The organism is Actinokineospora sp., assembly GCF_050699995.1.
GTDB lineage: Bacteria > Actinomycetota > Actinomycetes > Mycobacteriales > Pseudonocardiaceae > Actinokineospora.
Genome location: NZ_JBOHGC010000016.1, coordinates 1 through 13155, shown reverse-complemented (window position 1 = coordinate 13155; position 13155 = coordinate 1). Strand labels below are relative to the sequence as shown.

13 protein-coding genes are annotated in these 13155 nt (G+C 68.5%); all 13 read right to left on the bottom strand.

Annotated elements, in window-relative coordinates; genetic code table 11:
• On the bottom strand, positions 1–881 hold an 881-nt coding region (locus ACRDSQ_RS00985), incomplete at its 3' end, for an MCE family protein (protein ID WP_431417931.1).
• Positions 878–1882 (bottom strand): MCE family protein, encoded by a 1005-nt coding sequence (locus tag ACRDSQ_RS00980; protein ID WP_431417929.1) that lies wholly within the window; start codon positions 1880–1882, stop codon positions 878–880. The genes ACRDSQ_RS00985 and ACRDSQ_RS00980, both read right to left, overlap by 4 nt.
• Positions 1882–2883 carry an MCE family protein gene (locus ACRDSQ_RS00975; protein WP_431417937.1) on the bottom strand — a complete coding sequence of 334 codons (1002 nt, stop codon included), beginning with the start codon at positions 2881–2883 and terminating at the stop codon, positions 1882–1884. The genes ACRDSQ_RS00980 and ACRDSQ_RS00975 overlap by 1 nt, the downstream gene beginning before the upstream one ends.
• A gap of 14 nt (positions 2884–2897) precedes the next feature.
• Positions 2898–3932, bottom strand: a complete 1035-nt coding sequence (locus ACRDSQ_RS00970; RefSeq protein ID WP_431417927.1) for an MCE family protein — start codon at positions 3930–3932, stop codon at positions 2898–2900.
• A complete protein-coding gene (locus tag ACRDSQ_RS00965) occupies positions 3929–5149 on the bottom strand; it encodes an MCE family protein (RefSeq protein WP_431417926.1) in 1221 nt (406 codons plus the stop codon). Before ACRDSQ_RS00965 ends, ACRDSQ_RS00970 begins: the two co-directional genes overlap by 4 nt.
• A gap of 2 nt (positions 5150–5151) precedes the next feature.
• A complete protein-coding gene (locus ACRDSQ_RS00960; protein ID WP_431417935.1) occupies positions 5152–5988 on the bottom strand; it encodes an MlaE family ABC transporter permease in 837 nt (278 codons plus the stop codon).
• Positions 5989–5995: 7 nt separating this feature from the next.
• A complete protein-coding gene (locus tag ACRDSQ_RS00955) occupies positions 5996–6778 on the bottom strand; it encodes an MlaE family ABC transporter permease (protein ID WP_431417933.1) in 783 nt (260 codons plus the stop codon).
• An 8-nt stretch (positions 6779–6786) separates the two neighbouring features.
• Complete coding sequence (locus ACRDSQ_RS00950) at positions 6787–7956, bottom strand: ABC transporter ATP-binding protein (protein WP_431417924.1); 1170 nt, start codon at positions 7954–7956, stop codon at positions 6787–6789.
• 259 nt (positions 7957–8215) lie between these two features.
• Positions 8216–10291, bottom strand: coding sequence for an AMP-binding protein (locus tag ACRDSQ_RS00945; protein WP_431417923.1), 2076 nt, complete (start codon positions 10289–10291; stop codon positions 8216–8218).
• Positions 10292–10484: 193 nt separating this feature from the next.
• Positions 10485–11627: a glycosyltransferase gene (locus tag ACRDSQ_RS00940; protein ID WP_431417922.1), complete on the bottom strand. Its 1143-nt coding sequence runs from the start codon at positions 11625–11627 to the stop codon at positions 10485–10487.
• A gap of 34 nt (positions 11628–11661) precedes the next feature.
• Positions 11662–12477: an alpha/beta fold hydrolase gene (locus ACRDSQ_RS00935; protein WP_431417921.1), complete on the bottom strand. Its 816-nt coding sequence runs from the start codon at positions 12475–12477 to the stop codon at positions 11662–11664.
• 11 nt (positions 12478–12488) lie between these two features.
• Positions 12489–12836: a phosphopantetheine-binding protein gene (locus ACRDSQ_RS00930; protein ID WP_431417919.1), complete on the bottom strand. Its 348-nt coding sequence runs from the start codon at positions 12834–12836 to the stop codon at positions 12489–12491.
• On the bottom strand, positions 12833–13155 hold a 323-nt coding region (locus tag ACRDSQ_RS00925; RefSeq protein WP_431417917.1), incomplete at its 5' end, for a hypothetical protein. The genes ACRDSQ_RS00930 and ACRDSQ_RS00925, both read right to left, overlap by 4 nt.

Below are 13155 nucleotides of genomic sequence, written 5' to 3'. Positions count from 1 at the left end.
GCCCTGGGCAGGTCCGCCCCGGCTTCGTTGAGCTTGCGCAGCGTCGGTTCCAGCGCGCGCAGGTCGGCGACCATGTCGTCCTTGCTCTTCCTGATGGTGTCGACCGCGACGTCGGAGAGCAGGTCGAGCGCGCCGAGCATGCCGACGAGCTTCTCCCGCTGCTGGCTCAGCGTCTCGATGCCGGGCGCCAGGTTGTCGATCATGTTGGCGATCTGCTCCTTGCGCGAGCCAAGGGATTCCGCCAGCTTGCCCATGCCGTCGAGGGCGCGGGTGATCTCGTTCTTGCGCGCGTCGAGGCCGGTGACGAACGTGTTCATGTTCTTCAGCAGGGAGCGGATGGCTTCCTCGTTGCCGCCGTAGGCCGCGTTGAGTTCCTTGGTGATCTGCTGGAGCTGGCCGACGCCGCCGCCGTTGAGCAGCAGCGACAGCGCGCCGAAGACCTCTTCGATCTGCGGGTTGCGGTCGGTGCGCTCCAGCGGGATCTGGTCGCCCTCGCTGAGCTTGCCGTCGGGGCTCTCGTTGGGCGGCTCGTCGAGTTCGATGAACTTCTCACCGAGGACGCTGGACATCCGCAGCCGGGCGACCGAGTTCGCGGGCAGCGAGACCGACCCGTTGACCACGACGGTGACGAGCGCCGTCCGGCCGTCGGGCGCGAGTTCGATGGTCTCGACCCGGCCGACCGAGACGTCGTCGACCTTCACGCCGGACTGGGGCACGAGGTCGAGGACGTCACGGAACTGCGCGGTCACCCGGAACGGGTGGTCGCCGAGGTCGGCGCCGCCGGGCAGCGGCATGTCGTAGAGCCCGCCCACCGAGCCGCAGCCGGCGGCGATGGGAACGACGGCGACGATGGCGGCCGCCAGCCGCAGCCGGGTCCTCACTGGCCCACCAAGGGCAGGACCGGGTTGGCGCTGGAGAACTCGGTGAGGTTGCCGCGGCCGTCGATGGTGCCGGTGGCCGGGTCGTAGGCCTGCATGACGTTGGTCAGCGCGAGCGGCGCGGTGTCGAACGCCTCGGCGAGCGCGGCGCGCTGGTCGGCGAGCAGCTGCGCGGTGCCCTGCAGCTTGTCCAGGCTGACCTTGATCTTGCCGCGGTTGTCCTTGATGAACGCCTCGACGACGGCCAGGGCGCCCGCGAGTTCGTGCATGGCGCCGCCGAAGGTGTCGCGCTCCTCGGCGAGGAACTGGGAGACCTGGGCGAGCTGGCCGTTGAACTTGTCGACCATCTCGTCGTTCGTCGCAAGCATGGTGGTGATCTTCTGGATGTTGTCGATGCTGCTGAAGAGGTGGTCCTGAGAGCCGCTCAGCGTGCGCGCGGACTGGCCGAGCGCCTTGAGCATGTTGTTGATTTCCTTGCCGTTGCCGTCGAGGAACTTCGAGCTGGTGGTGATGAAGTCCGACAGCGCGCCCGCCTTGTTCGCCCCGTCCGGGCCGAGCGCGGTGTTCAGTTTGTCGAGGCTGGTGAACAGCTCGTCGAGCTCGACCGGCACCAGGGTGCTGCTCACCGGGATGATCGCGTTCTCCGCGAGTTCCGGGCCGCTGGAGTAGGCGGGCGCGAGCTGCACGTACCGGTCGCTGACCAGGCTGGGCGCGATCACCACCGCGACCGCACCCGCCGGGATCGGGATGCCGGGTTCGAGGGTCATGCTGACCTTGACCGTGGCGCCCTGCGGCTCGACGGTGTCGACGGTGCCCACCTTGACCCCGAGCACGCGGACGTCGGATTCGGGGTAGACGCCGACGGCGGCGGTGAAGTAAGCCGTGACCTTGTTGCCCGACTCCAGCTTCGGCAGGATCCAGAGCACCGCCCCGGCGACGATCGCGATGACGGTGACGGTCGCGAGGAGTCCCCGCACCACCGCCCACTTCCTCGTGGCCGCCATCAGCGACCCCCTCCCTTCGACGGCATGCAGCCGCCACCGCTCGCGGGCACCAGCCCGCAGATGTAGGTGTCGATCCACCGGCCGTTGCCGACCGCGTTGCCGACGAGGCGGTAGAACGGCCCGGCCAGCCGCAGCGACCGCTCCAGGTGCTGCTGGTTGCGCTGCAGCACATCGGAGACCCGGTTGAGCTGGTCGAGCGCCGGTCCGAGCTGCGCCTGGTTGTCCTTGACCAGCCCGGCGAGTTCCCGGCCCAGGTCCTGGGTTCCCTTCAGCAGCGCCGTGATCGCGTCCTTGCGCTTGTTGAACTCCTGCAGCAGGGTCGCGCCGTCCTTGAGCAGCAGCTCGAACTGGGCGTTGCGGTCGGCGATGGTCTTGGTGAACGTCGCGCTGTGTTCGAGGAGCTTCTTGAGTTCCTGGTCGCGGGTGGCGATTGTCTGCGACAGCGACGACAGGCCGGTCAGGGCCGAGCGCACCTCTTCCGGGGTCGCGGCGGTGAACGTCTCCGCAAGGGTGGTGAAGCTCTTGGCGAGCTGCGCGGTGTCGATCTGCCCCGTCGTCTCGGCCAGGTCGGCGAACGCGTCGGTCACGTCGTAAGGCGTGACGGTGCGGTTCACCGGGATGTGCGTGGCCGGGTCCTGTTCCTCGGCGCCCTTCGGTTCGAGGTTCAGGTTCTTCTGGCCCAGCAAGGTCTTGATCTTGATGTGGGCGACGGTCTGGTCACCGACCCACACGCCCTCGATCCGGAAGCTGATCAGCACCACCTGGCCTTTGAGTTCGACCTTGGTGATCTTGCCGACCTTCACCCCGGCCACCCGGACCTCGTCGTCGGGCTTGAGCCCGGCGGCCTCGCGGAACTGCGCGGTGTAGGTGGTGCCGCCGCCGATCAGCGGCAGCTCCGGCGCGAAGTAGATCAGCGCGGTGATCAGGAACATGATCAGGCCGCCGACCACCCCGACCGCGGCCTGGTTGCGTTCGCTGAACGGCTTGATCTCCCGCGACATCAGGTTCTTCAGCTTCACCGTCCGCACCTCGCGTCCGTGACGGGGACCCCGACCGGCAGCGGTGGGGTTCCGGGCAGCTGGGGCCCGGGTTTGACGTTCGTGGTGACCCCGCAGAGGTAGAGATTCATCCACGAGCCGTAGGACACCGTGCGGCCGATCGTCTCGTACTTGGTCGGCAACATCGCGATGAACTTGTCGAACGCGGGTGAGTTGTCCGCCAGCGTCTTCGACAGCGCGCCAAGGGCTTCGATGTCGCGGCGCAGTGGTTCACGGCCCGCCTGCAGCAGACCGGAACTGCTCGTGGCCAACGCGGACAGGCTGTCGAGGGCGTCGCCGATCGGCTTGGCGTCCGCGGCCAGACCCGTCACCAGCTGCTGCGTCGTGGTGATCAGCGTGCCCAGCTTGTCGCCGCGGCCGTTGATCTGTTCGAGGACGCCGTTGAGGTTGCTGATGACCTTGCCGATGACTTCGTCCTTGTCCGCCAGCGTGTTCGTCAGCGACGCGGTGTGCTGGATCAGGCTCTGCACCGTGCCGCCCTCGCCTTGGAGGACCTGCACGATCTCGAAGGAGAGCTGGTTGACGTCCTGCGGGGTCAGCGCCTGGAACAGCGGCTTGAACCCGTTGAACATCGCGGTGAGGTCGAGCGCGGGCCGGGTGCGCTCCAGCGGGATCAGCTGGCCCTCGGCCATGGTCACCGTGGCATCGCCCGTCCCCTGGTCCAGCGAGATGTAGCGCTGGCCGATCAGGTTGCGGAACTTGATCGCCGCCGTCGCGTCCAGGGTGAGCCGCCACCGCCGGTCGACGGAGAACTCGACCTCGGCGACGGAGTTGTCGACGATCTCGATGTGGTCGACCTGGCCCACCCGCACCCCGGACATGCGCACGTCGTCACCGGGGTTGAGCGAGGTGACGTCGGTGAACCGCGCCTTGTAGGCAGCGGTGTCGCCGCTGCCGCGGTTGGCGATCGTGATCGCCAGAATCGTGGTCGCCAGCAACGTGACGAGAGTGAAGATCAGGCCCTTGACCAGCGGGCCGGTGAGGCTCCTCATCGCAGGGTCACCTCGGCTCCGCGCAGCAGGGGCCCGACGAGCAGGCCGCTCCAGTCGGGGACCTCTTCCGGCGTCACTCCCCAGGCCGCGCCGAGCAGTTCGCCGACGAACCGGCTCTCCTCTGGCGAGTTGGGGCCCGCCGACGACGGCGCGGTCATGCCTTGCGCCCCACCGGATTGGTAGCAGCGCGGGCCACCGCCCGCGGTGTGGCGCGGGGTGTCGCGGCCGGGCAGGTAGGGGCCCCGGGAGTCTTTCACGGTGATCGTCACGTGCAGTCCTGGCTGGTTGGTGCCGACGCCGAGCGCCTTGTCCACGTCGGGTTTGAGCGCGTTCACCGCTTTGAAAAGGCACGGGAACGAGGGCGAGTACCGGGCGAGAAGTTCCAGCGACGGCCTGCTGGCCGCGGAGACGCCGATCAGGTTCTTGCCGTTGGCCTTGAGGAAGCCTGCGAGGTGGCCGGACGCGTCGGTCACCGTGGTGACCATGTCGGTGATGTTCTGCCGGTTGTCGGCGATCGTCTTCGCCGTGGCACTCATCTCCGAGAGCGCGTCGACGATCGCCGGACCCGCGTCCTGGTACGTCTCAAGGGTTTCGGCGAGTTTGACCAGGTCGGTCTCGATCTGCGGCATCTGCGGGTTGAGCTGGGTCAGGTAGCCGTTGAGCTTGACCATGGTCTCCCCCAACGGTTTCCCCCGCCCGTCCAGGGCCTGGGAGATCGCGCCGAGGGTGCTCGCCAGCTTCTGCGGCTGCACCGCCTGCAGCACCGGCATCAGGTCGCGCAGCGCCTTCTCGACCTCGATCGCCTTGCCGCTGGAGTCCTGGTCGATCGTGTCGCCCCCGGCGAGCCGGACCGAGTCCGCCGACTCCGGGATGATCAGGCTGACGTAGCGCTGGCCGAACAGGGTCTTGGGCAGCAGTCTGGCGGTCACGTTGCGCGGCAACTGCTTGAGCTTGTCCGGGTCCATGGCCAGGCCGACGTCGACGCCGCCGTTGACGACCTCGATGGTGCGCACCGTGCCCACCACCATGCCGCGGACCTTGACGTCGGCGTTGACCTTGAGCTGGTTGCCGACCCGGTCGGCCCGCAACCGCACCGGCACGTCGGAGCTGAAGTCGTGCCGGTAGATGGCCACGGTGAGCCAGCCGGAGGCGAGGATCAGGATGATGAACACCAGACCCAGGCCCTGGTTGCGCAGCCGCGCCTTCCCCATGTCCATGCTCATCCCGCCACTCGCACGGTCGTCGTCGCGCCCCAGATCGCCAGACTGAGGAAGAAGTCCAAAATGCTCACCAGCACGATCGAGGTCCGCACGGAGCGGCCGACCGCGACGCCGACACCGGCCGGGCCGCCGGTGGCGCGGTAGCCGTAGAAGCAGTGGGTCAGGATGATCGCGACGCTGAAGATCAGCACCTTGACGAACGACCAGAGCACGTCCTCCGGTGGGAGGAACAAGCTGAAGTAGTGGTCGTATGTGCCCGCGGACTGGCCGTAGACCTCGACCGTGATGGTGCGCGCGGCGATGTAGGAGGTGAGCAGGCCGATCACGTAGAGCGGGATGATCGCGCAGAATCCGGCGACGATCCGCGTGGTGACCAGGTACGGCAGGCTGCGCACCGCCATGACCTCCAGCGCGTCGATCTCCTCGGAGATCCGCATCGCGCCGAGCTGGGCGGTGAAACCGGAGCCGACCGTCGACGACAGCGCGAGCCCGGCGACCAGCGGCGCGATCTCGCGGGTGTTGAGATACGCGGAAAGGAAGCCCGCGAACGCCGAGGTGCCGATCTGGTTGAGCGCGGAGAAGCCCTGCAGGCCGACGACCGTGCCGGTGAACACGCTCAGGCCGACCATCACGCCGATCGTGCCGCCGATGACCGCGAGCGCGCCGCTGCCGAAGCTGACCTCGGCGAGCAGCCGGACGACCTCCCGGGAGTACCGGGTGATCGTGAGCGGAATCCAGGCCAGGGCCCGGAAGTAGAACCAGAGCTGGTCGCCGAGAAGTTCCAGGCCGTTCGTCGAACGCAGCACCGCGCGGCGCCGCCGATCGTTGATGTTGATCACCGACTCACGCTCCCTTCGCGGGGACGATTTGCAGGTAGATCACGCTGATGACGAAGTTGACGAAGAAGAGCAGCAGGAACGTGATGACCACGGACTGGTTCACCACGTCACCGACGCCCTTCGGGCCCCCCTTGGGGTTGAGCCCGCGGTAGGCCGCGACCAGCCCGGCGAGGAAACCGAAGATCAGTGCCTTGAGCTCGCTGACCCACAGGTCGGGAAGCTGGGCCAGGGCGGAGAAGCTGGCGAGGAAGGCGCCGGGCGTGCCGTCCTGCATGATCACGTTGAAGAAGTAGCCGCCCGCCACGCCGACGACGCTGACCATGCCGTTGAGCAGCACACTCGCCAGCATCGCGGCGAGCACGCGCGGCACGACGAGGCGCTGCACCGGCGAGACGCCGAGGACCTTCATCGCGTCGATCTCCTCGCGGATGGTGCGGGAGCCGAGGTCGGCGCAGATGGCCGAGCCGCCCGCGCCGGCGATGATCAGCGTGGTCACGATCGGACTCGCCTGCTGGATCACCGCCAGGACGCTGGCCGCGCCGTTGAACGACTCCGCGCCGATCTGGCTGGTCAGCGACCCGAGCTGCAGGGTGATGACCGCGCCGAACGGGATCGCGACGAACGCCGCGGGCAGGATGGAGACGCTGGCGATGAACCAGAACTGCTGGATGAACTCGCGGGCCTGGAAGGGCCTGCGGAACATGTTCACGACGACGTCGAGGCCGAGCGAGAACAGGCTGCCGAACTCGTTGAGCGCACTGGCCACCGCGGACCGGGACTTGTCCATCAGGCTGGTCACGGGCGCCCCTCCGGCCGGGGCCGGGGCCGGTGATCGTCGCCGGGGTGGCCGCGGTGCGGCAGCGGCGGCGGGTGCATCCTGCTGGTCACTTCCGGACCGGACGGGATCGTGGCGACCGGACCGGCGTGCCGCGTGGCCATCCGACCCTGGGCGGCACGGCGGGCCCAGTCGTCGTAGCGGCCGAGGTCCTCGGCGCTCAGGGAGGCCAGCACACCGTGCTGGGCGCTCTCGGGCAGCGTGTCGAGGATCTTCAGCACCCGGTTGCGGCGCCTGCGCACCGCGTCGCGGGCGGGCATCCCCGGTGTCGGCTCGATCTGCGGCACCACGCCGCGGACGTCCTCATTGGACCCGTCGGAGTGCCCGGCTTCCTGGTGCGCCGCCTCGGCGGCCATGGTCGCCTGGTCCTTCTCCTCGGACATCCCGATAGGACCGAACCGCCTGCCGTTGAGGAACTGCTCCACGACCGGCTCGTCGCTGGTCAGCAAGACCTCGCGGGGACCGAACATGATCAGTTCCTTGCGGAAGAGCATGCCGATGTTGTCCGGGACCGTCCGGGCGAGGTTGATGTTGTGGGTGACGATGAGGATCGTCGCGTCGATCTGCGCGTTCAGGTCGATCAGCAGCTGCGACAGGTACGCGGTGCGGACCGGGTCGAGGCCCGAGTCCGGCTCGTCGCACAGGATGATCTCCGGGTCGAGCACCAGGGCCCTGGCCAGACCGGCGCGCTTGCGCATACCGCCGGAGATCTCGCCGGGCAGTTTGGTCTCCGCCCCCTGCAGGCCGGTCAGCTCGAGCTTCTCGAAGACGATCCGCTTGATCTCGGTCTCGGACTTCCTCGTGTGTTCACGCAGCGGGAACGCCACGTTGTCGAAGAGGTTCATCGAGCCGAACAGCGCGCCGTCCTGGAACAGCACCCCGAAGAGCTTGCGGATCTCGTACATCTCCCGCTCGCCGCACGTGCACAGGTTGACCCCGTTGATGATCACGCTGCCGCGCTCGGGCTTGAGCAGGCCGATCAGGCACTTCAGGAAGACGGACTTGCCGGTGCCCGAAGGTCCGAGCAGCGCCGACACCTCACCCGCGGGCAAGGTGAGGGTGACGTCGCGCCAGATCGATTGGCGACCGAAGGACTTGCTCAATCCCTCGACGGCGACCTCGACACCCATCGCATCTCCCAATGATTTCGTCTTCGCCGAAGGACAAACACAATCCAGGCGCCGGGCATTTCTTTCCGACCCGGCCACTAATAGCCGGGAATACATTCACGCAATGGTCGCGAATCGGCTACTCAGCGGTACATTACCGACGTGTCACACGGCTGACAACATGTGTCCGAAACGGCTTCCATAATGGCCCGGAATTCGGGTGGAATTATCATCCTGGACAGAGTTCGCCCCCGGACTTTGTGGAACGGACAGCAAGGGCTCAGTCCACCTGCTGAACGAGCGGGTGCTCGTCGGTCAGCAGGCGCTTGAGGACCTTTCCGGTCGGGTTGCGCGGCAGTTCGTCGACGAAGAGGACATCGCGCGGAACGGAGAACCGGGCCAGCCGCTGGTGGACATAGGAACGCACGAGTTCCGCGTCGAGCCGGGCGCCCGCGCGCAGCACGAGATAGGCGGCCAGGCGCTGGCCGTATTCGTCGTCGGGCACGCCGACCACGGCGACGTCGTCGACCTGCGGCAGCGCGGACAGCACTTCCTCGACCGGCCGGGGGAACACGTTCTCCCCGCCGGAGACGATCATCTCGTCGTCGCGGCCGGAGACGAAGAGCCTGCCGTCGGCGTCGAAGTAGCCGCGGTCGCCGGTGTCCATCAGCTGGTGTCTGACCTCGCGGGCGACGCCGTCGGTGTAGCCGTCGAAGAGCATGTCGTTGCCGACGAAGATCCGCCCGACCGACCCCGGCGGCACCTGCTCGCCGTCGGGCCCGAGGATGCCAAGGGTGGAGCCAAGCGGCGAGCGGCCCGCGGTGGTCGGCGCGGCCCGCAGGTCGGCGGGGGTGGCGACGGCGCCTGCGGAGACCTCGGTGGAGCCGTAGAAGTTGTAGAGGATGTCGCCGAAGACGTCCATGAAACCGGTGACCACGGTGCCGGGGATCGCCGAGCCGCTGCTGGCGACGATGCGCAGGCTGGAGGTGTCGTAGCGCTCACGCACGTGGTCGGGCAGGGCGAGCATCCGCTGCAACATGATCGGGACCACGAACAGCGTGGTGATCCGGTGCTTCTCGATCGCGCGCAGCGTGGCCTCGGCGTCGAAGGTTCGCCGCAGCGCGAGGGTGGCCCGCAGGACCATGCCGATCTGCACGCCGACCAGGCCCCAGCTGTGGAAGATCGGGGCTGCGATGAGCACGCTGTCGCCGACCTTCATCGGGATGCGGGACAGCACCATCGCGGCGCTGCCCAGGCCGGGCGGCGTCGGTCGGCGCGCGCCTTTGGGCGTGCCCGAGGTGCCCGAGGTCATCACGATCAGCCTGCCCGGCTCCTTCGGCGGGGTGAACGTGCCGGGCTCGTTCTCGGCGATCACGCTCTCGACCGTGGGCGACTTCGAGCCGGTCCACAGCCGGGCGATGGTCACCGGCAGGTAGTCGACCTTGCCCGCGAACTCGTCGTCGACGACGATCACCTTGACCCGGTGCCGCCGCACGACCTCCACGACCTGCTCCGCCGACAGCGCGGTGTTGAGCATGACGACGTCAGCGCCGAGTTTGCCGAAGGCGACCAGCGACTCGATGAACATCGCGTGGTTGCGGGCCAGGATGCCGACCTTGCTCCCGGCGCGCACACCGAGGTCGCGCAGTCCCTCGGCGAGCCTGCTGGACCGCTCGGCGATCTCGGCGAAGGTGCGTCTGCCGGTGGGGTCGATGACCGCGGTCTTCCCCGGCTCACGGGCGTTGGCCGCGGTGTAGCCGGCAACCATGGTCCCGCCCCAGGAGGCGACGGCCTTGAGCTGGCGGAACATCTTGTCCGGCCGGGTGGGGGCCAGGATCCCGGCCTTGGCCAGGGTCGAGACCATCCGCATCGGGGACGAGCTGACGTCTTTGCGCTTGAGCACCGCGCGCGGGTCGGAGATGCCCGCGAGGTGCCCATCGATGCGCCGCACGGCGTCGCGGACCCAGTTCCTGATGTCGGACTCGGTCCAGTCGATCCCCTGGGGGTGGCGAAGCATCGGCTGGAAGAACACGAACTTGAGGATCGTCCGACCCGGTCCGCCGTCCTCGAGCCGGATCGAGACCCAGCTGCCGTTGTCCGGCTTGCCCGCCAGGACCAGCTGCTCGCCGGGCCGGGCGATCCTGGTCTCGATCTCGTGGTGCAGCAGCGCCCCCGGCCCCAGGGAGGCACGCAGCAGGAAGCGGGCGGGGGTGCCATATCCCCGAGCGGCTATCTGCTCGAATGAGGTGATTCCGCGGAAGAATCGGGAATACCGCGGAAGGTCGCCGATCACGCTCCACACACGGTCGCGCGGATGATCGATGTTGATGTCGAAGACAACACAATCGGCTGACATGGCACACGATCCTGTCTTTGCTGAAAAACAACCCCCGAATTTTGTGGAGCGCACCCTCTCTGCTAGGTGTCACAGCTCGACAATCAGGATCGCAGCGCCAATCCGCGCTGGTCAAGGCTATTTTGTCGAGCGGCGAAATATCGCTTCGCCCGACAAGTTCCCACTCATCTTCTGTCAGTTCGCCACAGGCCGATCAAGCCGAACGCGCAAGAAATTCAAGTCCGGTCGCGGCCTCGGCGGCGCCGCCCGCGGCGGCGAACGACTCCTGCACCCGCTTCGCCGCGTCGCGGTAGGCGGGCTCGGTCAGGACGGCGTCGATCGCCTTGCCGATCCGCTCGGCGCCCGCGTGCGCGAATCGGAGCCGGACGCCCGCGCCCGCGCGCACGACCTGCTCGGCGATCACCGGCTGGTCGTCCCGAATCGGGGCCACGACCAGCGGGACGGCACGGTCGAGCGCCTCGCAGACGGTGTTGTGCCCGGCGTGGCAGACCACGAGCGCGGCCCGGTCGAGCATTTCGGGTTGGGGCACCTCGGCGCGGCGCAGAACGTTCGCGGGGACCTCGGCGAGCGTGCCCGCCGGGTCGACGACGACGGCTTGGAGGTCAGGTCGGTCGCGCAGGGCGGCGACACTGTCGGCGAGGAACTTGGTGCCCGCGTCGTCGTTGGCGGTGCCGAGGGTGACCAGGACGAGTGGCCGGTCGTCGAGCCACTCCCAGGGGAAGCCGATGGGCCTGCCGGGCCTTCGCGAGGGCCCGACGAACCGCACGGGCGCGGTCACCGCGGGGTCCCCGGCGAGGGCCGGGGTGGTGAACGCGAGCACCAGGTGCGGGGAGAAACGCAGGTCGTGGTCGTCCAGCGGGTCGCCGAAGCGCAACCGGAGGTCGGTGAGCATCCCCCGGACCCAGCCACCGATCGCGGGCATCGTCGCCAGCGGGTCGGTGATCTCGGAGGAGGTGGTCGCGGAGGTCGCCCACGGCAGCCCGGCGCTCCCCGCGACGAGCGCCCCGGCCAGCGCCTGCTGGTCGACCAGGAGCGCGTCGGGGCGCCACTGATCGACCGCGGCCCGCACGCCCGGCAGCATCGTGTGCGCGAGCGGGACGAGCATGGCCTCCCAGAGGAACTTCCATGCGGCAAACCCGCGCACGTCCGCGGGCCGCACGGGCAACGGACACGCAACGGGGAAAACGGTGGTGTCAGCGGGAAGCAGTCGGTCGAGCAGGTCCCGGTCCCCCGCCCAGGCCACCTCGTGTCCGCGCGCCACCAACTCGGCCGCGACTCCGGCGACGGGGTTGACGTGGCCCACGAAGGGTGGCACGACGATCAGGAACCGACTCATCGCGCGACCCCCACCGAGGCCGTCACCAGGACCCTCATGCCGCGCCGACCTCCACCTCCGCGGGAATCGCCTCGATCTCCTCGATCCAGTCGAGCAGCAGGGAGCGCACGGTGCGGTGGCGCTTGACGAGCACCGAGTGGTTCTGGCCGTCGATCACCTCGGTGCGGCAGTCCGGCAGCGACGACTGCACGGCGAGCAGGTTGTCGCTCTGGAACCCCTCACTGCCCACAATGGACAGCACCGGGCACTGGATGCCGCGCAGCGCCTCGGCGTCGAGCAGGGGGCCCTGCGGAACCTCCTCGACGATGGTCGTCGCCCGGATCACCGCGCTCGCGATCTTGGACAGCCGCGCGTGGTGGGCGCCGTAGGTCTCCTCGAGCCACGCGAGGATCTGCGGGTCCTCCATCCAGTCGACCACGTTCGTCAGCGTGCCGCCGATCTTGCGGGACCACTCGTGGGTCGCCGGTTCGGCCTCGATCGCCACGATGCTGCGCACCAGCGACGGGTAGCGCTCGGCGAAGCTGAACGCGATGGTGCCGCCGAAGCTGTTGCCCACCAGGTAGACCGGGCCCTCGACGCCGGTCTCGGACAGCAGGGCGCGCAGGTCCTCGACGAAGTCGGCGACCCGGTAGCCGCTGACCGGGCGGTCGCTGCGGCCGTGGGCACGCAGGTCGTAGGTGATCACGTCGATCCCCGCCTGCGCCACCGGCGCGGCCAGCGTCAGGTAGAAGCTGGCGAGGCTGTCGTAGCCAAGGCCGTGCACGAAAACCACCGTGGGCGGCTGCGGCGTGGCCGGGTTCTTCGCGGGCATCAGCTGGTAGTGCGTGCGGATGCCGTTCGCCTGGATCATGCCCACGGGTGTCAGCTCCCCGCCAGACGCGGGCGGCTCAGCGCGGCGCGCACGAAGTCCACGAGCAGGCCGACCCGCATGCCGATCACGTCGTCGATGTCGAGGTCGGCGAGGAACGCCGCCAGGTTGACCTGCTCGCCGTAGCGGTCGGTCAGCATCGACCCGACGGTCACGAGGTCGATGCTCTCCAGACCCAGCTCATCATGGAACGTGGTGTCCAGAGCAATCCGGCCAGTGATGTCGTCTGTGTCGTTGAAATCGTCGAGCCCGTACTGGTCCAGGACCCTGAGGAGCATCGAACTGATCTCCTCGAGCACTGCCTCCTGCGACGGCACCTCGGTGATCGGTGTGGTCGTCACGGTGTTTCCTCCTTCTGCGGTGTGGACTGGCCGGGGACCCAGGCCACGACGTACTGGCGAACGGGCAGGCCATCCGGGTTGGCCACCAGTTCGATGCGGGCGCCGCCCGCGTTCACGATCAGCTCGGAGGCGGCCGACGCCGCCGCCACGAGCCGGGGGTCGCGGTCGGTCCGGGCGCGGTTCGGTGGCCATTCGAGCTCGGCGATCGCGATCTGGCCGTCGACCATCGCCACGCCGAACTCGTGGCTGCTGTCGACGTTCACGATGAGGTCGGGGATCTCGAGCCCGCCCACACCGGTGACGACGCACCGGCCCGAGG